Consider the following 22,330-nt stretch of genomic DNA (forward strand, 5'->3'; position numbering starts at 1 on the left):
CATCCCCCATTCTTGCAAGCCAGGAAATCTTTGCAAAGTGTTAATTTTAAAGATGTTAGCCGCCTGGCCGATTGTAATGCTGCGCTATTTAGGGCATAAAGCCGGAAAGTCATATCGCAGACACATCAGCGCGTGGTCCGGGGCTGACCACCGAAGGAGCTACCGTGCACTATCAACCGCAACAGGATTTACTGCAAAATCGACGCATTCTTGTCACCGGCGCCAGCGACGGTATTGGCCGTGAAGCGGCCCTGACCTACGCCCGCTATGGCGCTCACGTGGTGCTGCTGGGCCGCAATGCAGAGAAGTTGCAGGCCGTCGCCGATGAAATTCAGCAGGAGACCGGCCATCCGACGCGCTGGCATACGCTCGACTTACTCACCTGCACGCCGGACGACTGCCAGCGGCTTGCCGCCGATGTTGCCAGCCATACGCCGATCCTTGACGGAGTTTTGCATAATGCCGGTTTGCTGGGGGATATCGTCCCTATGGATGAGCAGGATCCCGTCGTCTGGCAGCAGGTCATGCAGGTTAACGTTAACGCCACCTTTATACTGACCCAGGCGCTGTTACCGCTGCTGTTGAAATCAGACTCCGGCTCGCTGGTCTTTACCTCATCCAGCGTCGGCCGCCAGGGTCGCGCTAACTGGGGTGCCTACGCGGTGTCGAAGTTTGCCACCGAAGGGATGATGCAGGTGCTGGCGGAGGAGTATCAGAGCCGCCAGCTGCGGGTAAACTGCATCAATCCGGGCGGCACCCGGACCAAAATGCGCGCCAGCGCGTTTCCGACGGAAGATCCGCAGAAGTTAAAGACACCGGAAGATATTATGCCGCTTTACCTGTGGCTGATGGGCGACGACAGCCGCCGTAAAACCGGGCTGAGTTTCGATGCTCAGCCGGGACGTAAACCGGGGATTGCGCAATGAGCGACGATCGTTATCAGCAGCGCCAGCAGCGCGTAAAAGATCGGGTTGACGCCCGCGTCGCCGCGGCACAGGAAGAACGCGGCATTGTTATCGTCTTTACCGGCAATGGCAAAGGCAAAACCACCGCCGCCTTTGGTACCGCCACCCGCGCCGTGGGTCACGGTAAAAAAGTCGCGGCGGTACAGTTTATTAAAGGTACCTGGCCGAACGGCGAGCGCAATTTGCTTGAGCCACACGGGGTCGAGTTTCAGGTGATGGCGACCGGTTTTACCTGGGAGACGCAGAACCGGGAGAGCGATACCGATGCCTGCCTGCAGGTGTGGCAGCACGCGAAAAGAATGCTGGCCGACGAGACGCTGGATATGGTGCTGCTCGATGAGCTGACCTATATGGTGGCCTATGATTATTTGCCGCTGGAAGAGGTGCTCAGCGCCCTGGAACAGCGTCCCGCGCACCAGACGGTGATTATCACCGGCCGCGGCTGCCACCGCGATATCCTGGAATTTGCGGATACGGTGAGCGAACTGCGGCCGGTGAAGCATGCCTTCGAGGCAGGAATTAAAGCGCAAATCGGTATCGACTACTGATATGAAAAAAGGGGCTTTCGCCCCTTTTTCTATTAACGATGTGATTAACCGTTATTGTTACCACGTCCACCGCCGGGATTGTTGCTGCGCCCACCGCCCGGACGACGGCTGTTGCCGCTGACCTGGGTATGACGCTTCACCGCACGGCGGATCTGGTTCGCCTTCATGCGGCGGCGATCTTTTTCCACCGCGACTTTAGAGGTGGTTTCCGCCGGCAGACCGACCAGCTCACGCAGATAGTTGGTCTGGGCCAGATCCAGCTCCGTATAGCCGCCGCGCGGCAGGCCTTTCGGCAGCAGAATATCGCCGTAGCGAACGCGGATCAGGCGGCTAACCTGTACGCTCACCGCTTCCCACAGACGACGCACTTCGCGGTTACGGCCTTCGGTCAGGGTGACGTTATACCACTGGTTGATCCCTTCCCCACCGCTGAACTTGATGGTTTTAAACGCCGCCGGGCCGTCTTCCAGCTGCACACCGCGTGCCAGCTGACGGACTTTGGTATCGTCCACTTCGCCAAAGACGCGAACCGCGTATTCGCGCTCGACTTCCTGGCTCGGGTGCATCAGGCGGTTAGCCAGTTCACCGTCGGTGGTAAACAGCAGCAGACCGCAGGTGTTAACGTCAAGACGCCCTACCGCGATCCAGCGCGCACCGCGCAGTTTCGGCAGACGGTCAAACACGGTCGGACGACCTTCCGGATCGTTACGGGTGCAGAGCTCGCCTTCCGGCTTGTAGTACGCCAGCACGCGGCAAACCTGCTCAACCGACTCTTTCACGGAGATCAGATGACCATCAATACGAATTTTCAGACCCTGAACGACTTCAACGCGGTCGCCCAGCTTGGCAATTTTGCCATCAACGCTGACGCGACCGGCTTCAATAATGGTCTCGATTTCACGGCGGGAGCCGTGGCCGGCACGCGCCAGCACTTTCTGTAGTTTCTCGCTCATAGAGCTTCCTTAGGTGTCGCCTTCACAGGCGTCTGACAGGCTTATGGATCGCTGAGTCCGGAAAATCATCGTAACTCAACGACATAGTTTTAATCTGTGCACCCAGTCTGGTTGAAAATCATCACGCAGACTGATTCGTGGCCGCACATATTACACGAATTTTAGCTTAAATGATTCATGATGTTGTTTAAGAGGCAGCCCCTGCACTTGTCAGGGGCTAATAAGGCGGGTTTACAGGAATGGTTTAACGTCGCCGACACCTTCACGCACGACGACCGGCGCATCGTCGGTTAAGTCGATAACCGTGGTGGGCTGCTGGCCCAGATAGCCGCCGTGGATCACCAGCTCGACCTGTTTTTCCAGGCGATCTTTGATCTCTTCCGGGTCGGATTCGGTGAATTCACTGCCCGGCAGCATCAGAGAAGTCGAGAGCATCGGCTCACCCAGTACCTCAAGCAGGGCCTGGGCAATCGGGTTCGATGGCACGCGCATCCCGATGGTTTTACGCTTCTCCTGCAGCAGACGGCGCGGCACCTCTTTAGTCCCTTTCAGGATAAAGGTGTAGTTGCCCGGGGTGTTGTTTTTAATCAGGCGGAAGGCGACGTTATCGACGAAGGAGTAGGTCGACAGCTCCGACAGGTCGCGGCACATCAGGGTAAAGTTGTGCCCGTCCGGCAGCTGGCGAATACGGCAGATACGCTCCATCGCGCCTTTGTCTTCGATTTTACAGCCCAGCGCGTAGCCGGAGTCGGTCGGATAGACGATTACCCCACCTTTACGCACGATCTCCACGGCCTGGTTGATTAACCGCGCCTGCGGGTTGTCCGGATGAATATAGAAAAACTGACTCATACTGCCCTCTCTTTACTGTTCGGTGACGGCTCCCAGGCCTTCCAGACACCCTCAACGCCCGCCGGCAGCCACAGTTTGCGGCCCAGTTCAATCCACGGGCAGGGGCCATGAAAATCCGAACCCTGTGAGGCCAGCAAACCATACTGCTGCGCGTAAGCCGCGAGCTGGGTTCGCTCATCGGGAGCCTGCTGACACTGCGCCACTTCCATCGCGTCGCCTCCGCATTGTGCGAAGTATGCCAGCAGTCGCTTCAGCCATTTGGCGGACAGGTTATAGCGGCCGGGATGGGCCACAACCGCCTTGCCGCCAGAATGATGAATGACATCAATAGCTTGATCTATTGTACACCACTGGGGCGGAACATAGCCGGTTTTCCCGCGCGCCAGATACTTTTTAAATACGCCGCCGATGGTGTCGGCTTTACCCTGGGCAATCAAAAAGCGGGCAAAGTGGGCACGCGTCACCGCCCCACCTTCCGCCAGCGCCAGTGCGCCTTCCCACGCGCCGGGGATCTGCGCCTTATCCAGACGCTCGGCAATCATCTGCGCCCGCAGCTGACGGCGCTGTTTCTGTTCATCGAGAAACTGGCACAGCGCCGGATGCTGAATATCCACATTCAGGCCGACGATATGAATTTCGTGATTTTCCCAGAGAGTGGAGATCTCCACGCCGGTAATCAGCGTGAGCGGCAGGCCCGCACGGGCAATTTCGGCCTGCGCGGCCGGGATCGCCTCCGTCGTGTCATGGTCGGTGATCGCCAGCGTCCCCACGCGCATCTCATGGGCGCGATGGACCAGTTCTTCAGGAGAAAGCAGGCCATCGGAGGCGGTGGTGTGGCTGTGCAGATCGTAAATCACTGCGAAATTCGTGTCGCTCAAAGCGGCTCCCGCGAGGAAAAAAGGAAAAATGCAGGCGCCATCATACCGGGTTGTGTGCAATATCTAAAATCAGGGGTTGACTTTGCCTTATCGAACTAGTTAACTAGTACGCAAGTTCACGCACAAGGTATCTGAAAATGAAAGCATCTTTATTGACCGTTCTTCGCTGGTGGCGTACTCCTGACTCAGGGCAGTGAGCGACGTCTGCAATTTGCATTCAGATACCCGGCCCGCACAGACAGCGGGCTTTTTTTTGAACAAAATAAATGAGAACTCCTATGCAAACGCAAAAACCAGCACTCAAAATACTCAGCGGTGATGCGGTCTATCGCGAGAACCCTACCGCCCTGTTCCATCAGCTCTGCGGCAATCGCCCGGCGACGCTGCTGCTGGAGTCCGCCGATATCGACAGCAAGGACGATCTCAAAAGCCTGCTGCTGGTGGACAGCGCCCTGCGCATTACCGCCATGAATGATACCGTCACGCTGCAGGCATTAACCGCCAACGGCGCAGCGCTGCTGAACCTGCTGGATGCGGCGCTGCCCTCCGGCGTCGAGAACCAGCGTCAGGCGGACAGCCGGGTGCTGCGCTTCCCGCCGGTCAGCGCCCTGCTGGATGAAGATGCCCGTCTCTGCTCTCTGTCCGTATTTGACGCCTTCCGCCTGCTGCAGGAGCTGGTGACCGTTCCCGCCGACGAGCGCGAAGCCATGTTCTTCGGCGGCCTGTTCGCCTATGACCTGGTGGCCGGGTTCGAAGATCTGCCGCCGCTGGATAACAACACCGGCTGCCCGGATTACTGCTTCTACCTGGCAGAAACCCTGCTGGTGATTGACCATCAGACCAAAAACACCCGCATTCAGGCCAGCCTCTTTACCGCCGATGACGGCGAAGAAGCCCGCCTCAATGCCCGCGTGGCCGAACTACGTGAACAGCTGGCGCTGCCGCCCGCTGAACTGCCGGTGCAGAAAGTAGCGGATATGCGCTGCGACTGCAGCCAGAGTGATGAAGAGTTTGGTGCCGTTGTCCGCGATATGCAGAAAGCGATCCGCGCCGGGGAGATTTTCCAGGTCGTGCCGTCACGCCGATTCTCACTGCCCTGCCCGTCGCCGCTGGCCGCTTACGACGTGCTGAAAAAGAGCAATCCCAGCCCCTATATGTTCTTTATGCAGGATAACGACTTCACCCTGTTCGGCGCCTCGCCGGAAAGCTCCCTGAAGTATGACGCCACTTCACGTCAGATTGAGATCTACCCGATTGCCGGTACCCGCCCACGCGGTCGCCGCGCCGATGGCTCCCTCGACCGGGATCTCGACAGCCGCATTGAGCTGGAGATGCGTACCGATCATAAAGAGCTCTCCGAACATCTGATGCTGGTCGACCTGGCCCGTAACGACCTGGCCCGTATCTGCACCCCGGGCACCCGCTATGTGGCCGACCTGACCAAAGTGGACCGCTACTCCTTCGTGATGCATCTGGTTTCCCGCGTGGTCGGCGAGCTGCGTCGGGATCTTGATGCCCTGCACGCGTACCGCGCCTGTATGAATATGGGCACCCTGAGCGGCGCGCCGAAAGTGCGTGCGATGCAGCTGATTGCCGAAGCCGAAGGCCGCCGCCGCGGCAGCTACGGCGGCGCGGTGGGCTACTTTACCGCCCACGGCGATCTCGATACCTGCATCGTTATCCGCTCCGCCTTTGTGGAAAACGGCGTGGCCACCGTTCAGGCCGGTGCCGGTGTCGTCCTCGACTCCGTGCCGCAGTCCGAAGCCGACGAAACCCGAAATAAAGCCCGCGCGGTACTGCGCGCTATCGCCACCGCACACCACGCACAGGAGATTTTCTGATGGCTGATATTCTGCTGCTCGATAATATCGACTCCTTTACCTATAACCTTGCAGATCAGCTGCGTGCCAGCGGCCACAATGTGGTCATTTACCGCAACCAGGTCCCGGCGCAGACGCTGATTGAGCGCCTGGGCACCATGAAAAATCCGGTGCTGATGCTCTCACCGGGTCCCGGCGTACCGAGCGAAGCGGGCTGTATGCCGGAGCTGTTAACCCGTATGCGCGGTAAGCTGCCGATTATCGGTATCTGCCTTGGACATCAGGCAATTGTTGAAGCCTACGGCGGCTACGTCGGCCAGGCGGGCGAGATCCTGCACGGGAAAGCCTCCAGCATTGAGCACGATGGCCAGGCCATGTTTGCCGGTCTGAGCAATCCGCTCCCGGTTGCCCGCTACCACTCGCTGGTGGGCAGCAATATCCCGGCGGGACTGACCATTAACGCCAACTTTAACGGCATGGTGATGGCGGTTCGTCACGATGCGGACAGGGTTTGCGGTTTCCAGTTCCACCCGGAATCGATTCTGACCACTCAGGGCGCACGCCTGCTGGAACAGACCCTGAACTGGGCGCTGCAGAAGCTGGAGCAGACCAACACGATCCAGCCTATTCTGGAAAAACTCTACCAGGCGGAAACCCTGAGCCAGCAGGAGAGCCACCAGCTCTTCTCCGCCGTGGTACGCGGCGAGCTGAAGCCCGAGCAGCTGGCCGCCGCGCTGGTCAGTATGAAAGTGCGCGGTGAGCATCCGCAGGAGATTGCCGGTGCGGCAACCGCCCTGCTGGAAAATGCCGCGCCCTTCCCGCGCCCGGATTACCTCTTTGCCGATATCGTCGGTACCGGCGGCGACGGCAGCAACAGTATTAATATCTCCACCGCCAGCGCCTTTGTGGCGGCAGCCTGCGGGCTGAAAGTCGCGAAACACGGTAACCGCAGCGTCTCCAGCCGTTCCGGCTCCTCGGATTTACTGGCCGCATTCGGGATCAATCTCGATATGAATGCCGATAAATCCCGTCAGGCTCTGGATGAACTGGGCGTCTGTTTCCTGTTCGCACCGAAATACCACACCGGTTTCCGTCACGCCATGCCGGTACGCCAGCAGCTAAAGACCCGGACCCTGTTTAACGTGCTGGGGCCGCTGATTAACCCTGCCCATCCGCCGCTGGCGCTGATTGGCGTGTATAGCCCGGAACTGGTGCTGCCTATCGCTGAAACCCTGAAGGTGCTGGGCTACCAGCGTGCGGCGGTGGTTCACAGCGGCGGGATGGACGAAGTGTCCCTCCATGCACCAACCGTGGTAGCTGAATTGCATAACGGCGAGATAAAAAGCTATCAGCTGACCGCCGATGACTTCGGCCTGCAGCCTTACCACCAGCAGGCGCTGGCGGGCGGCACGCCGGAAGAAAACCGTGACATTTTAACCCGCCTGCTACAAGGTAAAGGTGAGACCGCCCACGAGGCCGCCGTGGCCGCCAACGTGGCCATGCTGATGCGACTGCATGGCTTTGAGGACCTGCGGACCAACGTGCAGAAGGTACTCGACGTGCTGCACAGCGGCACCGCCTATGACTGCGTAACCGCCCTGGCGGCAAGAGGATAAATAATGCAGACCGTACTAGCGAAAATCGTCGCCGATAAAGCCATCTGGGTCGAAGCCCGTAAACAGCAGCAGCCGCTGGCCAGCTTTCAGAATGATGTCCAGCCAAGCCAGCGCCGCTTTTACGATGCCCTCGCGGGCACCCGGACGGCCTTTATCCTGGAGTGTAAAAAGGCATCACCATCCAAAGGCGTGATTCGCGAAGATTTCGATCCGGCGGTGATTGCCGGTATCTACAAAGATTACGCGTCGGCGATTTCAGTCCTGACCGACGAGAAGTATTTCCAGGGTAATTTTGAGTTTCTGACCACCGTCAGCGCCATCGCGCCGCAGCCGATCCTGTGTAAGGACTTTATTATCGACCCTTATCAGATCTATCTGGCGCGTCACTATCAGGCCGACGCCTGCCTGCTGATGCTCTCCGTTCTGGACGATGAACAGTATCGCCAGTTGGCCGCCGTGGCGCACAGTCTGAATATGGGCGTGCTGACCGAAGTCAGTAACGAAGAGGAGCTGGAGCGCGCTATCGCGCTGGAAGCCAAAGTGGTCGGCATTAATAACCGCGACCTCCGTGACCTCTCCATCGACCTTAACCGTACCCGCCAGCTTGCACCGCGTCTCGGCGCTGGCGTGACGGTGATCAGCGAATCCGGCATTAATACCTATGCTCAGGTGCGCGAACTCAGCCACTACTGCAACGGGTTCCTGATTGGCTCGGCGATGATGTCCCACGGCGATCTGCAAAGCGCGGTGCGCCGGGTGCTGCTGGGGGAGAACAAAGTCTGCGGCTTAACCCGTCCCCAGGACGCGCAGGCCGCTTTCGAAGCCGGGGCGATTTACGGCGGGCTGATTTTTGTTCCCACCTCGCCACGCGTAGTGGATGACGCTCAGGCCGCAGAGGTTATCGCCGCCGCGCCGCTGCGCTATGTCGGCGTCTTCCGCGATGCTGCTATCGACGAGGTGGTGGCAAAGGTGAGTCGCCTCTCCCTTGCTGCCGTGCAGCTGCACGGAAATGAGAGCCAGAGCTGGATTGCGAGCCTGCGTGATGCGCTTCCGGCGGATGTGCAGATCTGGAAAGCGCTTAGCGTTGCCAGTGAACTGCCTGCCCGCGATCTGCTCCACGTGGATAAATATGTGTTTGATAACGGCCAGGGCGGCAGCGGCCAGCGTTTTGACTGGTCCCTGCTGGGCGGTCAGAACCTCGACAATGTGATTCTTGCAGGCGGGCTCAGCGCGGATAACTGCGTTGAAGCGGCCAAAACCGGCTGTGCCGGACTCGATTTTAATTCAGGCGTAGAACAGGAACCGGGCATTAAAGACGCCGGTAAACTGGCCTCGGTATTCCGCACTTTACGCGCTTATTAAGGAAGACAGCATGACAACACTACTTAATCCCTACTTTGGTGAATTTGGCGGCATGTACGTGCCGCAAATCCTGATGCCCGCCCTGCGCCAGCTGGAAGAAGCTTTTGTCAGCGCGCAGAAAGATCCTGAGTTTCAGGCCCAGTTTACCGACCTGCTGAAAAACTACGCCGGACGCCCGACGGCCCTGACGAAATGTCAGAATATCACCGCCGGTACCCGCACCACCCTGTACCTGAAGCGTGAAGACCTGCTCCACGGCGGCGCGCATAAAACCAACCAGGTGCTCGGTCAGGCGCTGCTGGCTAAGCGCATGGGCAAAACAGAAATTATCGCCGAGACCGGTGCCGGCCAGCACGGCGTGGCTTCGGCGCTGGCCAGCGCCCTGCTGGGCCTGAAGTGCCGTATCTATATGGGCGCAAAGGACGTTGAGCGCCAGTCGCCGAACGTCTTCCGTATGCGCCTGATGGGTGCAGAAGTGATCCCGGTGCACAGCGGCTCCGCGACGCTGAAAGATGCCTGTAACGAGGCCCTGCGCGACTGGTCCGGCAGCTACGATACCGCCCACTATATGCTCGGCACCGCGGCGGGTCCGCACCCGTTCCCGACCATCGTGCGTGAATTCCAGCGCATGATTGGCGAAGAGACCAAGGTGCAGATCCTCGAAAAAGAGGGTCGCCTGCCGGATGCGGTGATCGCCTGCGTCGGCGGCGGCTCCAACGCCATCGGTATGTTTGCCGACTTTATTGATGAAACCAGCGTAGGACTGATTGGCGTTGAGCCGGCGGGTCACGGCATTGAAACCGGCGAGCACGGGGCGCCGCTTAAGCACGGTCGCGTCGGCATCTACTTCGGCATGAAATCCCCGATGATGCAAACCGACGAGGGACAGATTGAGGAGTCCTACTCAATCTCTGCCGGTCTCGACTTCCCGTCCGTCGGACCGCAGCACGCGCATCTGAACAGCATTGGCCGGGCAGACTACGTCTCGATTACCGATGACGAAGCCCTGGAAGCCTTTAAAACGCTCTGTCTGCACGAAGGCATTATCCCGGCCCTGGAATCTTCCCATGCCCTGGCCCATGCCCTGAAAATGATGAAAGAAAACCCCGAAAAAGAGCAGCTGCTGGTGGTTAACCTCTCCGGTCGCGGCGATAAAGACATCTTTACGGTTCACGATATTCTGAAAGCACGAGGGGAAATCTGATGGAACGCTACGATAACCTGTTTGCACAGCTCAAATCCCGCAAGGAAGGCGCGTTTGTGCCCTTCGTGACCCTCGGCGACCCTAACCCGGAACTGTCGCTGAAGATCGTTGATACGCTGGTGGAAGCCGGTGCCGATGCGCTGGAGCTGGGTATTCCCTTCTCCGATCCGCTGGCGGACGGCCCGACCATCCAGAACGCGACCCTGCGCGCCTTTGCTTCCGGCGTGACGCCGACGCAGTGCTTCGAGCTGCTGGCGACCATTCGCCAGAAATATCCGCAGACCCCAATTGGCCTGCTGATGTACGCCAACCTGGTCTTCAGCCGTGGGATCGATGAGTTCTACGCCCAGTGCGCAAAAGCGGGCGTCGATTCCGTGCTGGTCGCGGATGTGCCGATTGAAGAGTCCGCGCCGTTCCGTCAGGCGGCAATGCGCCATAACGTTGCGCCGATCTTTATCTGCCCGCCGAACGCCGATGACGACCTGCTGCGCCAGCTGGCCTCCCACGGCCGCGGCTACACCTATCTGCTGTCCCGTGCGGGCGTGACCGGTGCAGAGAACCGCGCCGCCCTGCCGCTGCATCATCTGATTGAGAAGCTGACCGAATACAACGCGGCCCCGCCGCTGCAGGGCTTTGGTATCTCCGCCCCGGATCAGGTCAGTGCAGCCCTGGAAGCCGGTGCGGCGGGCGCGATTTCCGGCTCGGCCATCGTCAAAATTATCGAGAACAACCTCGATAAGCCTGACACAATGCTGGCAGAGCTGGGCGCGTTTGTTCGCGCCATGAAGGCCGCAACCCGCCGCAGCTAATAAAATGGTCGTCCGCGTTAACGTCGGACGACCTTTTTTTCACTCCCGCAGCCAAATCCTTTCGCATTGATTTTCTTTATTTTTTAGCCTGAGTTCGCCGTTACAATGATTTTTTTGCACTGTCGCACTAAATGTGGGGTTGATAAAACAAATGATAAAGATTATCTTTCTCAACACCGAATAGTTGAGTCAAACACTCAGGTATTCGGTACGACATTGCTCACATTGCTTCCAGTATTTTTGCCCGCCTCTTCTGAGTGCGGGCTTTTTTTTTTGCCTCATTTATATTGACTGTACGACAGATAATAAATACTGTACATGCAACCAGTTAAAGAGAGGCTGTTATGTTCGTCGAACTTGTCTATGACAAACGCAATGTGCAGGGATTACCTGACGCGGAAAATATTATCCTGAATGAACTCACCCGCCGCGTGCATCGTCTTTTTCCCGATGCCGAGGTGCGAGTAAAACCCATGCAGGCCAACGCCCTGAACTCTGACGTCAGCAAACATGAAAAAGAGCGCTTAAACCGCATGCTGGAAGAGATGTTTGAAGAAGCGGATATGTGGATGGTGAACGAGTAACGCGCGGATTCAAGGAAGTAAAAGAGCGCCGGAATGCGCTCCTTTGCAGTAGACTCAGGCTTCGCCTTCCAGCGCATCCTGAATAGCATCGGCAAGGGTTGCCACTTCCTGTGCCACGTTGCGCAAATCCATCTGAGAACGAATACCCGAATTTGCCGTGGATGCAGCTACCGACGCTTTTGATATCTCTAACGCAGCCTGCACGGCCAGCAGACGCTTGCGGTTTTCTGCCGCATCTTTTCCCGTCGCACCATCAAGATCGAAATAGCCTTCTAACATACTCTCTCCTTATCACACCGCAGCGTCTGTGCGGAAATGACTAGCATTAGGCATCGCCGATAAGATCTCAAGATTTAATCAAAATATTTAAGGAATGCCATCCCAGATTAACAATTAATTAACAGTGCGATAGAGTAAACGCGAAAATAACCCATAAACGGAGTGAGAAGATGACGGTGATTTCCAGAGAGACGGCGGAACACTACACATGGGGCGACGTTTGCGACGGCTGGCACCTGCTGAAGCGTCAGGATATGAGCATTATTCACGAAAGAATGCCCGCCGACAGCAAGGAAGTGCGTCATTATCACACCACTTCGCGTCAGTTTTTCTTTGTGCTGTCAGGTGTGCTGACGATGGAGCTGGAGGGAAAAATCCATTCGCTCCCGGCACACCACGGTCTTGAGATCCCGCCCGGAGAGAAGCACCAGGCGCAGAATCGTTCAGCAAGTGACGTCGAGTTTATGGTTATCTCGCATCCGACCACCCGCGGCGATCGGATGGACTGCGAAGAGCCGTCTTCACGTCTCCCGTGATGCCTGAACTTGCAAAAGTAGGGTTGCCAGCACCGACAGTGCAATTCCAGGCCATACGCTTGCTGGCAGCACCTGCCCGGTTGTTACCATCACGATCAACGCTACACAGGCCGGATTCAGGTAGATATACGCGGATACCCTGCGCGGCCCAAGCTTCACCGTCGCCAGCTGTATAATCCACGACGTGAGCAGCGTCGCGCCGACCACCAGATACAGCATATGCAGGAATTTACCCGGATCCATTGCGGAATAATCGGGTATCTCACCGGAAATTAACGCCGCCAGGCCCATCCAGAGCGCGCCTGATACCAGCGTAGTAAAAACAAATACCCGCATCTCTTCTCCTTTGTAGAGCAATTTCATGGCAACAGAGAAGCAAACCATCGAGAGGCATCCCACCAGGAACAGCGCATCTCCGTGGTTAAGATCCAGATTAAGCAACACCGCAATATCACCCCGGCTAATCACCCAGAGCGTGCCGACGGTGCTCATCAGATAGACCAGCAGCGTCGCGATACGCATTTTATCCCGAAACAGAACAACGCTCAGCAGCGCCGTGAGAAACGGCACCAGCGTGTAAAGCGTGGCGGTATTCAGCGTCGTGGTGGTTTTGAGTGCCTTAAACATAATCAGGAAAAAGGCCGCGTAGAAGAAACTGATCGTTAACCCCTTCGGCAGGATCCTGATAAAGGTGCGTCGTCTCTCCCCGTTGAAAACAACGAAGGGAGCCAGTATCAGCGCGGCAAGTACAAACCGTAATAGCGTCAGCGCAACCGGATCAACGTCAGCGGCCAGAACCTGGGAAGAGATAAATGAGCCTGCAATAAGCAGCGTACTGATAACCAATAACAGATGATATTTAATTTGCGCCACACAACCCTCGACCGTTCAATACATTTACCGGGTGAATATCCTGCCGATACCTTACAGAATCTGCGCCCCTCCATGTCGCAGGAGATGCGGTAGCGTCATTTTTTATCATCCGTTATATTTATGGAAATCGATAATACTCATACAGACCATGCATGAAATGGATGAACTCAGGAAGATAGACCTCAATGTGCTTCTGACGCTGTATGCGCTTCTGACTGAAAAGCACGTGACGCGGGCGGCGCTCAGGCTGCACCGTAGCCAGCCCGCCGTCAGCCATACGCTGGCGCAGCTGCGAGTGCACTTTAACGATCCCTTGCTGATACGCAAAAAAGGCAAAATGACGCTCTCAGCCAGGGCGCAGTCGCTATTGCCTCCTCTGGAAGCCTCACTCCACGGGTTAAATAATCTTGTCGGCTCGCCGGTATTTGATCCCACGACAGCACACCGACGCTTTCGCGTTGCCATGTCGGACTATGCTGCCCGTATCGTGCTGCCGCCGCTGCTTGTCTATCTTCGCCACAACGCCCCGGGATTTGACCTGGCGATAAGTCAGGCCAGCAGAGAGTTAATGCTTGCCCAACTGGACGAAGGTGAAGTGGATCTGGCGCTGGGTGTTTTTCCGGATGCGGCAGGAGCGATTCAGAAAGAATCACTTTTTGCGGAGCGGTTTATTTGTCTCGCCGACAGACGCTATCTGCCTGCAAGCGGCAGTCTCACCTTGAATGAATGGCTTGATAAACCTCATGTTATGCTGGGCATGCAGCCGGACGCCGTCGATGAAATAGAGAAAGCTCTGATCGCCCAGGGACTCAGGCGGCGCATATGCGTCGCGCTGCCACACTGGAGCGCTGCGGTCACCCTGCTGCCAGGAACCGACCTGGTACTGACGGTTGCCAGCCGTTCGCTCACGCCGGAACGCTATGATGACGCCCTCTGCCAGTTCGAACCGCCCTTGCCTTTGCCGGAGTTTGATTATGAGCAGGCCTGGCACAGTCGTAAAAACGCCGATCCCGCGCACCAGTGGCTGCGTAACGCGGTGAGGTTAAGCTGTGAGGGGTTTCCTTCGGAAATCACGCAGTCTACGGAGAATCATTAATGGACAAGTATGTCGAAAAATTAAACGGCTTTATGGAAGCGTTAGGCACCATGAATAAGGATACTAATCGGGGATCTGAGTATATCGTCGTTAAGCTGCAGGATGGCGACAGGATCCTGCCATCGCTGGCGGTTTACCACGCTTCGCTGTCAGATAAGCATCCGCCCGAATACTGGCATCCGACGCTCATCGAGACCCACTGGGCCAGGTTTGAAACCGTTGCGGCTAAGTGGTTCTTCGAACATAAGGTGATGGAGAATCTCCCTGAGGAGATGAAGAAAAACCTGTTAGCGGTGTTTCAAGACATTATCAATGAAATGCTGGGGGAATATCAGGTCTATGAGCTGAGCACCACGCCTCCTGTATGGTATGCCGCACTCTGGGATGAATTCGTCTTTTATTCAAAATATGGCATTTTTCTCTTTCACTTCAGCCTGTACGACTAGAGCGTCAGTGCAAGGCTGGCCATTGACGCCCAGCCTTGCACACCTCATCAGAACCGATAGCCCACCGCGAACATAAACGCCCACGGATCCAGACGGGTGCTGACGTTTTGCTGGACACCGTTCGCTTTAAACTTCACGTTGGTGTCGATATCCATATACCAAACCGACATATTGATCAGCCAGTTGCGGTCAATCAGGTAATCCAGCCCCACCTGGCCTACCGCGCCCCAGGAGTCATCGAGCTTGAGATCCGTCAGTCCGGCAGCCTTGCCGGTATCGTTAAAGCTATTATCAAAGAAAGTGGTGTAGTTGATACCGGCCCCAATATAGGGACGCACTTTGCTGCTGGCATCGCCGAAGTACCACTGCGCCATCAGCGCTGGCGGCAGGTGGTGTACGGTCGCCAGATCCCCCGTTGGTCCGGTTCCCACTTTATGGCGGAACGGCGTCGCTGCCAGCAGCTCAATACCGATATTCTCGGTGGCCATATAGGTGAAGTTCAGCCCCAGCTGGGTGTTGTTATCGACCTTAAAGCCGCCCAGGCTGCCTAATACGTTGTCAGAGCCTGCCGACGGACGCACGGTTGCGGTCCCGGCGCGGATAAAGAACTCACCTGCATCATGCGCGTATGCGCCACCGGATAACGACCCAAGAACCAGCGCGGCCACTGCTAATTTTTTCATTCCCATTCCCTCGATGTGGTTATTTTGCGCGGGCCAATATACTCACATTGAGGTAAAAGTGATCCACTTTGGATCACATTCAATTAGATAACTTCACATTTCTTGATCCAGATTAATTTTAAACATTTACCCAATGAATCAACTTCGTTTTCATATCAATTATTCACGATCCCCCATTCAGACCCGGTGGCTTACCGGGTCTTTACAAAGATATGCTTTTCCATACTCGTCTTGATGATGCCAGTCGTGGGGGATTCAGGTTACAATCACCGGCTAATTAATACCTGCAGAACGCAAGGAGAGTGCATGTCTATCACGGCGAAGTCCGTTTACCGTGACACGGGGAATTTTTTTCGCAATCAGTTCATTACCATCCTGCTGATTGCTTTAGTGTGTGCATTGATCACGGTAGTACTGGGCCATGTTCTCTCGCCGACCGAAGAACAGCTTGCTATCCTCAGCGAAGGTGAACCCCTGCGCGCGGGTGCCGGACTGTTTGAGATGGTGCAGAGCCTGACCGAAGAGCAAAAGCAGGTGCTGCTGCACGCCTCTGCCGCCTCGTCAGTCTCCACGCTGGTTGCTAACGTTATGCTGGTGGGCAGCGTGCTGGTGATGATTCAGCTTGTCTCCGCCGGACACCGGGTGAGCGCCCTTCGCGCGATGGGTGCCAGCGCGCCGATTTTACCGAAGCTGCTGCTGCTCCTGTTCAGCACCACCATTATTGTGCAGCTGGGTCTGACGCTGTTTGTGGTGCCAGGGCTTCTGCTGGCCATCGTGCTCTCCTTCGCGCCGATAATGATGGTGCAGGAGAAAACGGGTCTGGTACGCTCTCTGCGCGGCAGTATGCGTCTGGCATGGGCTAACATGCGCCTGGTGGCCCCGGCCATTATGGGCTGGATGCTGGCGAAAACCCTGCTGCTGCTGTTAGCGCCGGGGCTGTCCATGCTGACGGTCAACGTCGCCGCGGTGGTGCTGACCACCCTGAGCAACCTGATCTCTGCCCTGCTGCTGATCTATCTTTTCCGCCTCTATACGCAGATTCGCCCCTAACCTTATTGCCCGCCCGGACAGCCCCGGGCGGGTACTGAATAACGGAACCGAAGTATGAAGCAGTTTCTTGATTTTCTACCGCTCGTTGTCTTCTTCGCCTTCTACAAGCTGTATGACATCTACGCCGGCACCCAGGCGCTGATCGTTGCCACCGCCGTCGTGCTGATCTACAGCTGGGTGCGCTATCGCAAGGTTGAGAAGATGGCCCTGTTCACCTTTATCCTGGTGGCCGTCTTTGGCGGCCTGACCCTGTTCTTCCATAATGATGAGTTTATTAAGTGGAAGGTGACGGTGATTTACGGCCTCTTCGCCGCGGCCCTGCTGTTCAGCCAGTGGGTGATGAAAAAGCCGCTGATCCAGCGGATGCTGGGGAAAGAGTTAACGCTGCCGCAGGCGGTATGGTCGAAGCTGAACCTGGCCTGGGCGGTGTTCTTTATTCTCTGCGGCCTGGCCAATATCTATATCGCCTTCTGGCTACCGCAGGATATCTGGGTCAACTTTAAGGTCTTCGGCCTTACCGCCCTGACGCTTCTCTTTACGCTGCTGAGCGGAGTCTATATCTACCGCCATATGCCGCAGGGCGATAAATCCTGACGGACTGACCGCTCAAACAAACCCGGCACGGCTCACACCTGCCGGGTTTTTTATTTGTTCCCCGCCGTCAGAGGGTCAGACTATTCTTATACCTGGCGTTTCATAGTAGCATCCCGCTGAACTCACTCCCGTACTGAGAATGCAATGACAACAACAACGCAAGATGCACCGCACGGTGAACTGGTTTTACGCACCCTTGCCATGCCCGCAGATACCAATGCGAATGGCGATATTTTTGGTGGCTGGCTGATGGCGCAGATGGATATGGGCGGCGCGATCCAGGCGAAGGAAATTGCCCATGGCCGCGTAGTTACCGTCCGCGTGGACGGCATGTCGTTTCTGCGCCCTGTCGCGGTGGGCGATGTGGTCTGCTGCTATGCCCGCTGCGTGAAGCGCGGCAATACGTCTATTAATATCAACGTTGAAGTGTGGGTTAAAAAAGTCTCTTCCGAGCCTATCGGCCAGCGCTATAAGGCCACCGAAGCTCTGTTTATCTACGTGGCGGTGGACAGCGAAGGTAAACCTCGCCCGCTTCCGACCCAGGCCTGATGGCAAAAAGCGAACCCTGAGCGGTTCGCTTTTTTTATGGCTTACAGAAAACCGAGCAGCGAAAAGAAGAGATAGCCGACGACAATCGTCACCACCGGCAGAATATAGAGCGGAAAGAACTGCAGGAAAATGGTGTGGTGCGGAACCACAATGCGGGATTCAATCTGCTCCCGGGTCAGGCCTTCGCTACCCTTCGCCTTCTCGAGGATCATCTGATCTTCTACCCCTTCACGCAGAAAACGCGCCTGACGGCTCATTCTCGCGCCGGATGCCTGTAGGGCCAGGCCAATAAAGACCAGAGCAAAGATAATCCAGAAGACGATATTCAGCTGCTGGGAAAAGTTTGGCTGCGGCGAGTTGTACCAGAAGAGATTCAGGAATGGCGTATTAAAACGCATCATCTCAATCATTACGTGGGCAAAATCGAGCATAACGGCGTTAATCCCCGCCTGCTGTTCGCTGCGGGCCGCCATAAACTTAAACACTGAAATCAGAGTCGAAATAACCGCCGGGATAAAAATCACCCACCCTGCGAGGCGTTTTAGCACTGCAATGCGTCCCGCTTGTTGATACGTCATGGATTCCCCTTGTTTAGACGCTTTCTCATCGGCCTAAGTCTACCTGCTGATTACAATTATCGCCCGATCTTTAAACCCGATATACTCGTTATACTTCAGGTTAACCTGCGTTTTGATAAGAGAGTAAGGAGAAGTGGTATGTCGGCCCAGCGTCAAATTCTTGCGGCAATTTTTGATATGGATGGATTGCTGATCGATTCTGAACCCTTGTGGGACCGTGCGGAGCTTGAGGTCATCGCCGGTCTTGGGGTCGATATCAGCCGCCGTGATGAACTGCCGGATACGCTCGGCCTGCGCATCGATATGGTGGTGGAGCTGTGGTTTGCCCAGCAGCCGTGGAATGGCCCGGACCGCCGCGAAGTGACCGACCGCATTATCAGCCGCTCACTGTCGCTTGTTGAGGAAGAGCGCCCGCTGCTGCCCGGCGTGCGCGAAGCGGTGGCCCTGTGCAAAGCCCAGGGTCTGAAGGTCGGCCTGGCGTCGGCTTCTCCGCTGCATATGCTGGAAAAAGTACTGGCGATGTTCGACCTGCGCGACAGTTTCGACGCCCTGGTCTCGGCCGAGACGCTGCCCCTAAGTAAACCGCATCCGCAGGTTTATCTCGACTGCGCCGCTCGCCTCGGCGTCGATCCGCTGACCTGCGTGGCGCTGGAAGACTCCGTTAACGGAATGATTGCCAGCAAAGCGGCGCGCATGCGTTCTATCGTCATCCCGGCCGAGGAAGGCCAGCAGGATCCGCGCTTCGCCCTGGCCAACGTCAAACTCCGTTCTCTTGAGGAGCTGACCGTCGCCCATCTGCGCGGCTAAATCCCCTGCGGGTAACCGCCCGGTTACCCGTTTATTGTGTCGCCCGTCAAATTATTGAAACGACGTTTCATTTTTATTTGTCTTTTTTCCTTCCCCGCTTCTATGCTTGCAGTCAGGTCAGCAATCACAACAAAAACAGCATAACTGAGGTGCATATGATGCTTAACGCCTTCGATTTGAGCGGCAAAGTGGCAATGGTTACCGGGTGCGATACCGGACTTGGGCAGGGTATGGCGCTGGGGCTGGCCGAAGCGGGCTGCGATATTGTCAGCGTCAACCGACGCGTGCCGGAGGAAACGGCGCGTAAAGTGCAGGCCCTGGGCCGCCGTTTTACCGCTATTCAGGCCGATCTGAGCACGCACGACGCCATCGCGGATATTATTCCGAAGGCGGTTGCAGCGATGGGCCGTCTCGATATTCTGGTCAATAACGCCGGCACCATCCGCCGCGAAGATGCCCTCAGCTTTACGGAGAAAGACTGGGATCAGGTCATGAATCTCAACCTGAAATCGGTCTTTTTCCTCTCTCAGGCGGCGGCGCGGCAGTTTATTGCCCAGGGCAGCGGCGGCAAGATTATTAATATCGCCTCGATGCTGTCATTCCAGGGCGGGATCCGCGTCCCCTCTTATACCGCCTCGAAAAGCGGCGTGCTGGGGATCACCCGCCTGCTGGCTAACGAGTGGTCGAAGCACGGCATTAACGTTAATGCCATCGCGCCCGGCTATATGGCCACCAACAACACCCAGCAGCTGCGCGATGACCCTGAACGTAGCCAGGAGATCCTCGACCGTATTCCAGCGGGACGCTGGGGCACGCCGGACGACCTGCAGGGCCCGGCCGTTTTCCTCGCGTCATCCGCCTCGGACTATATTAACGGCTTCACGCTGGCAGTGGACGGCGGCTGGCTGGCGCGCTAAGCGTCAGTTTCTGTTAAAAATAGTTACACCGTCACACCTTCCGTCCACTGTATAAAAACCCTATACTGGATAAATTGACAGTTTACCGGGTTTTATCATGACGGCGGAAGGCCACGTCCTATTTTCTATTGCCTGCGCAGTATTCGCAAAAAATGCGGAATTGACCCCCGTGCTGGCACAGGGCGACTGGTGGCACGTGATCCCGGCTGCGGTGCTCACCTGCCTGCTGCCGGATATCGATCACCCAAAGTCCGTGCTCGGTCAGCGGCTAAAGTGGATCGCCGTGCCGGTGGCGCGGGCTTTTGGTCATCGCGGGTTTACCCATAGCCTGCTGGCCGTTTTCGGCGCGCTGGCCCTGTTTTATCTGCAGGTGCCGCAGAATGCGATGATCCCACCCGATGCGCTCCAGGGCATGGTGCTCGGCTATCTGAGCCATATCCTCGCCGATATGATTACCCCCGCCGGAGTCCCGCTGCTGTGGCCCTGCCGCTGGCGGTTTCGCCTGCCGCTGCTCTCACCGCGCAAGGGCAATCAGCTGGAACGCGTCCTCTGCATGGCGCTGTTCGCCTGGGCCGTGTGGATGCCCTCCAGCGTGCCGGAAAATAGCGCTCTGCGCTGGTCGTCGACGATGATTGATTCTCTGCAGGTTCACTTCCAGCGGCTAATCAATCCGCAGTCTGTGCATTAATGCAGCAAAATAATTCGTTTTGGCATAATCAATTCCATTTGGATATAAGCGCGCCGCGTGCGTTCTGCTAACCTTGCGCCAACAGCGCCTTATCTCATCGGGCGCCATTCGTATAATAACTCTGGAGAACGGGGATGAACTTTCCTTTAATCGCGAACATTATCGTGTTCGTCGCATTGCTGTTTCTGCTGGCGCAAACCCGCCACAAACAGTGGAGCCTGGCGAAAAAAGTTTTAGTCGGTCTGGCCATTGGTGTGGTCTTCGGCCTGGTGCTGCAGTTTATCTACGGCGCGGATAGCCCGGTACTGAAAAGCTCCATCCAGTGGTTCAATATCGTCGGCAACGGCTATGTACAGCTGCTGCAGATGATCGTGATGCCGCTGGTCTTCGCCTCTATCCTCAGCGCCGTTGCGCGTCTGCACAATGCGGCACAGCTGGGTAAAATCAGCTTCCTGACCATCGGCGTGCTGCTGTTTACCACCCTGATCTCTGCGCTGGTTGGCGTGCTGGTGACCAATCTGTTTGGCCTGACCGCCGAAGGTCTGGTCCAGGGCACCGCGGAAACCGCGCGTCTGACCGCGATTGAAACCAACTACGCCGGGAAAGTAGCCGACCTGAGCGTACCGCAGCTGGTGCTGTCGTTTATCCCGAAAAACCCGTTTGCCGAGCTGACCGGTGCCAACCCGACCTCGATTATTAGCGTGGTGATCTTCGCGACCTTCCTCGGCGTGGCCGCCCTGAAGCTGCTGAAAGACGACGAGCCGAAAGGCCAGCGCGTTCTGACCGCCATCGATACCCTGCAGAGCTGGGTCATGAAGCTGGTGCGTCTGGTGATGCAGCTGACCCCTTACGGCGTTCTGGCGCTGATGACCAAAGTCGTCGCCGGTTCCAACCTGCAGGATATCCTTAAGCTGGGCAGCTTTGTGGTTGCCTCTTACCTTGGCCTCGGCATTATGTTCGTGGTGCACGGCATCCTGCTGGCCGTTAACGGCGTTGGCCCATTCAAATACTTCCGCAAAGTCTGGCCGGTGCTGACCTTCGCCTTTACCAGCCGCTCCAGCGCCGCCAGTATTCCGCTGAACGTGGAAGCGCAGACCCGTCGTCTGGGCGTGCCGGAATCTATCGCCAGCTTCTCCGCCTCTTTTGGTGCCACCATTGGCCAGAACGGCTGTGCAGGCCTCTACCCGGCTATGCTGGCGGTCATGGTTGCGCCGACCGTGGGTATTAACCCGCTGGATCCGGTGTGGATCGCGACCCTGGTGGGTCTGGTGACCATCAGCTCTGCCGGTGTGGCAGGCGTGGGCGGCGGTGCCACCTTTGCCGCGCTGATCGTGCTGCCGGCGATGGGCCTGCCGGTGACCCTGGTTGCGCTGCTGATCTCCGTTGAACCGCTGATCGATATGGGCCGTACCGCACTGAACGTCAGCGGCTCCATGACTGCCGGTACCCTGACCAGCCAGTGGATGCGCCAGACCGATAAAGCCATTCTCGACAGCGAAGACGACGCCGAACTGGCCCATCGTTAATCGCAACTAAAAACTGCACCCGCCCGGGTGCAGTTTTCCCAAATACCCCCGTTTTTTGCCGCCCCGATACGCAAAATTTCCGATTCCTCCCGCGCAGGCTTCGATATTCGTCTAAGG

At 56.9% G+C, this 22,330-nt stretch carries 25 protein-coding genes and 1 other annotated feature; of the genes, 18 read left to right on the forward strand and 7 right to left on the reverse strand.

The annotated features are described in order from the left end of the window. Positions 1-164: 164 nt before the first annotated feature. Positions 165-926, forward strand: coding sequence for a YciK family oxidoreductase (locus EDF81_RS04075; RefSeq protein ID WP_123346497.1), 762 nt, complete (start codon positions 165-167; stop codon positions 924-926). Then, a complete protein-coding gene (gene cobO / locus EDF81_RS04080) occupies positions 923-1,513 on the forward strand; it encodes a cob(I)yrinic acid a,c-diamide adenosyltransferase (RefSeq protein WP_123346499.1) in 591 nt (196 codons plus the stop codon). The genes EDF81_RS04075 and cobO overlap by 4 nt, the downstream gene beginning before the upstream one ends. A 44-nt stretch (positions 1,514-1,557) precedes the next feature. On the opposite strand, the gene rluB is transcribed toward cobO, so the two are convergent. From rluB to EDF81_RS04095, 3 genes are all read right to left on the reverse strand, one after another. Continuing rightward, on the reverse strand, positions 1,558-2,466 hold the full coding sequence (rluB, locus tag EDF81_RS04085; protein WP_123346500.1) for a 23S rRNA pseudouridine(2605) synthase RluB: 909 nt from the start codon (positions 2,464-2,466) through the stop codon (positions 1,558-1,560). Positions 2,467-2,697: 231 nt separating this feature from the next. Beyond that, on the reverse strand, positions 2,698-3,318 hold the full coding sequence (locus EDF81_RS04090; protein ID WP_123346502.1) for an L-threonylcarbamoyladenylate synthase: 621 nt from the start codon (positions 3,316-3,318) through the stop codon (positions 2,698-2,700). Then, complete coding sequence (locus EDF81_RS04095; protein ID WP_123346504.1) at positions 3,315-4,196, reverse strand: RNase RNM; 882 nt, start codon at positions 4,194-4,196, stop codon at positions 3,315-3,317. Before EDF81_RS04095 ends, EDF81_RS04090 begins: the two co-directional genes overlap by 4 nt. A 161-nt stretch (positions 4,197-4,357) precedes the next feature. Further along, positions 4,358-4,451: a sequence feature (Trp leader region), on the forward strand. A 23-nt stretch (positions 4,452-4,474) separates the two neighbouring features. Between EDF81_RS04095 and EDF81_RS04100 the strand changes: the two genes are divergently transcribed. From EDF81_RS04100 to EDF81_RS04125, 6 genes are all read left to right on the forward strand, one after another. Beyond that, positions 4,475-6,037: an anthranilate synthase component 1 gene (locus tag EDF81_RS04100; RefSeq protein WP_123346505.1), complete on the forward strand. Its 1,563-nt coding sequence runs from the start codon at positions 4,475-4,477 to the stop codon at positions 6,035-6,037. Beyond that, positions 6,037-7,632, forward strand: coding sequence for a bifunctional anthranilate synthase glutamate amidotransferase component TrpG/anthranilate phosphoribosyltransferase TrpD (trpD, locus tag EDF81_RS04105; RefSeq protein WP_123346507.1), 1,596 nt, complete (start codon positions 6,037-6,039; stop codon positions 7,630-7,632). The genes EDF81_RS04100 and trpD overlap by 1 nt, the downstream gene beginning before the upstream one ends. A gap of 3 nt (positions 7,633-7,635) precedes the next feature. Further along, positions 7,636-8,994 (forward strand): bifunctional indole-3-glycerol-phosphate synthase TrpC/phosphoribosylanthranilate isomerase TrpF, encoded by a 1,359-nt coding sequence (gene trpCF, locus EDF81_RS04110; protein ID WP_123346509.1) that lies wholly within the window; start codon positions 7,636-7,638, stop codon positions 8,992-8,994. A 10-nt stretch (positions 8,995-9,004) separates the two neighbouring features. Then, the gene (gene trpB, locus EDF81_RS04115) at positions 9,005-10,198 is read left to right on the forward strand and encodes a tryptophan synthase subunit beta (protein ID WP_123346511.1); all 1,194 of its coding nucleotides are present in this window, start codon (positions 9,005-9,007) and stop codon (positions 10,196-10,198) included. Beyond that, entirely contained in the window at positions 10,198-11,007 is an 810-nt protein-coding gene (trpA, locus tag EDF81_RS04120; RefSeq protein WP_123346513.1) for a tryptophan synthase subunit alpha, read from the forward strand. The genes trpB and trpA overlap by 1 nt, the downstream gene beginning before the upstream one ends. Before the next feature lie 344 nt (positions 11,008-11,351). After that, positions 11,352-11,591 (forward strand): DinI family protein, encoded by a 240-nt coding sequence (locus EDF81_RS04125; protein ID WP_123346515.1) that lies wholly within the window; start codon positions 11,352-11,354, stop codon positions 11,589-11,591. A 54-nt stretch (positions 11,592-11,645) separates the two neighbouring features. On the opposite strand, the gene EDF81_RS04130 is transcribed toward EDF81_RS04125, so the two are convergent. Continuing rightward, positions 11,646-11,870 (reverse strand): hypothetical protein, encoded by a 225-nt coding sequence (locus EDF81_RS04130; protein ID WP_123346517.1) that lies wholly within the window; start codon positions 11,868-11,870, stop codon positions 11,646-11,648. A 176-nt stretch (positions 11,871-12,046) separates the two neighbouring features. On the opposite strand from EDF81_RS04130, the gene EDF81_RS04135 reads away from it, so the two are divergent. Then, complete coding sequence (locus EDF81_RS04135) at positions 12,047-12,406, forward strand: cupin domain-containing protein (protein ID WP_123347670.1); 360 nt, start codon at positions 12,047-12,049, stop codon at positions 12,404-12,406. Here EDF81_RS04135 and EDF81_RS04140 read toward each other — a convergent pair. Then, a complete protein-coding gene (locus EDF81_RS04140) occupies positions 12,392-13,279 on the reverse strand; it encodes a DMT family transporter (RefSeq protein WP_123346519.1) in 888 nt (295 codons plus the stop codon). The genes EDF81_RS04135 and EDF81_RS04140 overlap by 15 nt on opposite strands. A gap of 187 nt (positions 13,280-13,466) precedes the next feature. Here EDF81_RS04140 and EDF81_RS04145 point away from each other — a divergent pair, with 187 nt between their 5' ends. Together EDF81_RS04145 and EDF81_RS04150 are read left to right on the forward strand one after the other, a co-directional pair. After that, the gene (locus EDF81_RS04145) at positions 13,467-14,375 is read left to right on the forward strand and encodes a LysR family transcriptional regulator (protein WP_260232649.1); all 909 of its coding nucleotides are present in this window, start codon (positions 13,467-13,469) and stop codon (positions 14,373-14,375) included. Next, positions 14,375-14,821, forward strand: a complete 447-nt coding sequence (locus EDF81_RS04150; RefSeq protein WP_123346521.1) for a hypothetical protein — start codon at positions 14,375-14,377, stop codon at positions 14,819-14,821. The genes EDF81_RS04145 and EDF81_RS04150 overlap by 1 nt, the downstream gene beginning before the upstream one ends. Positions 14,822-14,868: 47 nt before the next feature. On the opposite strand, the gene ompW is transcribed toward EDF81_RS04150, so the two are convergent. Continuing rightward, positions 14,869-15,504 (reverse strand): outer membrane protein OmpW, encoded by a 636-nt coding sequence (gene ompW, locus EDF81_RS04155; RefSeq protein ID WP_123346523.1) that lies wholly within the window; start codon positions 15,502-15,504, stop codon positions 14,869-14,871. A 306-nt stretch (positions 15,505-15,810) separates the two neighbouring features. On the opposite strand from ompW, the gene EDF81_RS04160 reads away from it, so the two are divergent. The 3 genes from EDF81_RS04160 (at position 15,811) to yciA (ending at position 17,697) form a co-directional block, all read left to right on the forward strand. Beyond that, the gene (locus EDF81_RS04160) at positions 15,811-16,554 is read left to right on the forward strand and encodes a YciC family protein (protein WP_123346524.1); all 744 of its coding nucleotides are present in this window, start codon (positions 15,811-15,813) and stop codon (positions 16,552-16,554) included. 54 nt (positions 16,555-16,608) lie between these two features. Continuing rightward, positions 16,609-17,148, forward strand: a complete 540-nt coding sequence (locus tag EDF81_RS04165) for a septation protein A (RefSeq protein WP_123346526.1) — start codon at positions 16,609-16,611, stop codon at positions 17,146-17,148. A gap of 144 nt (positions 17,149-17,292) precedes the next feature. After that, entirely contained in the window at positions 17,293-17,697 is a 405-nt protein-coding gene (gene yciA / locus EDF81_RS04170) for an acyl-CoA thioester hydrolase YciA (protein WP_123346527.1), read from the forward strand. Positions 17,698-17,738: 41 nt separating this feature from the next. Here yciA and EDF81_RS04175 read toward each other — a convergent pair whose 3' ends face one another. After that, positions 17,739-18,275: a YniB family protein gene (locus EDF81_RS04175; protein ID WP_123346529.1), complete on the reverse strand. Its 537-nt coding sequence runs from the start codon at positions 18,273-18,275 to the stop codon at positions 17,739-17,741. A 138-nt stretch (positions 18,276-18,413) separates the two neighbouring features. Here EDF81_RS04175 and hxpB point away from each other — a divergent pair, with 138 nt between their 5' ends. The 4 genes from hxpB to EDF81_RS04195 all read left to right on the forward strand — a co-directional run bounded on the left by hxpB (position 18,414) and on the right by EDF81_RS04195 (position 22,213). Then, positions 18,414-19,082 (forward strand): hexitol phosphatase HxpB, encoded by a 669-nt coding sequence (hxpB, locus tag EDF81_RS04180; RefSeq protein ID WP_123346531.1) that lies wholly within the window; start codon positions 18,414-18,416, stop codon positions 19,080-19,082. A gap of 155 nt (positions 19,083-19,237) precedes the next feature. Next, entirely contained in the window at positions 19,238-19,999 is a 762-nt protein-coding gene (gene kduD / locus EDF81_RS04185) for a 2-dehydro-3-deoxy-D-gluconate 5-dehydrogenase KduD (RefSeq protein ID WP_123346533.1), read from the forward strand. Positions 20,000-20,096: 97 nt separating this feature from the next. Further along, positions 20,097-20,687, forward strand: coding sequence for a metal-dependent hydrolase (locus EDF81_RS04190; RefSeq protein ID WP_123346535.1), 591 nt, complete (start codon positions 20,097-20,099; stop codon positions 20,685-20,687). A 134-nt stretch (positions 20,688-20,821) separates the two neighbouring features. Next, a complete protein-coding gene (locus EDF81_RS04195; RefSeq protein ID WP_123346537.1) occupies positions 20,822-22,213 on the forward strand; it encodes an L-cystine transporter in 1,392 nt (463 codons plus the stop codon). The last annotated feature ends 117 nt before the right edge of the window (positions 22,214-22,330 follow it).

Source organism: Enterobacter sp. BIGb0383, assembly GCF_003751845.1.
Taxonomy (GTDB): domain Bacteria; phylum Pseudomonadota; class Gammaproteobacteria; order Enterobacterales; family Enterobacteriaceae; genus BIGb0383.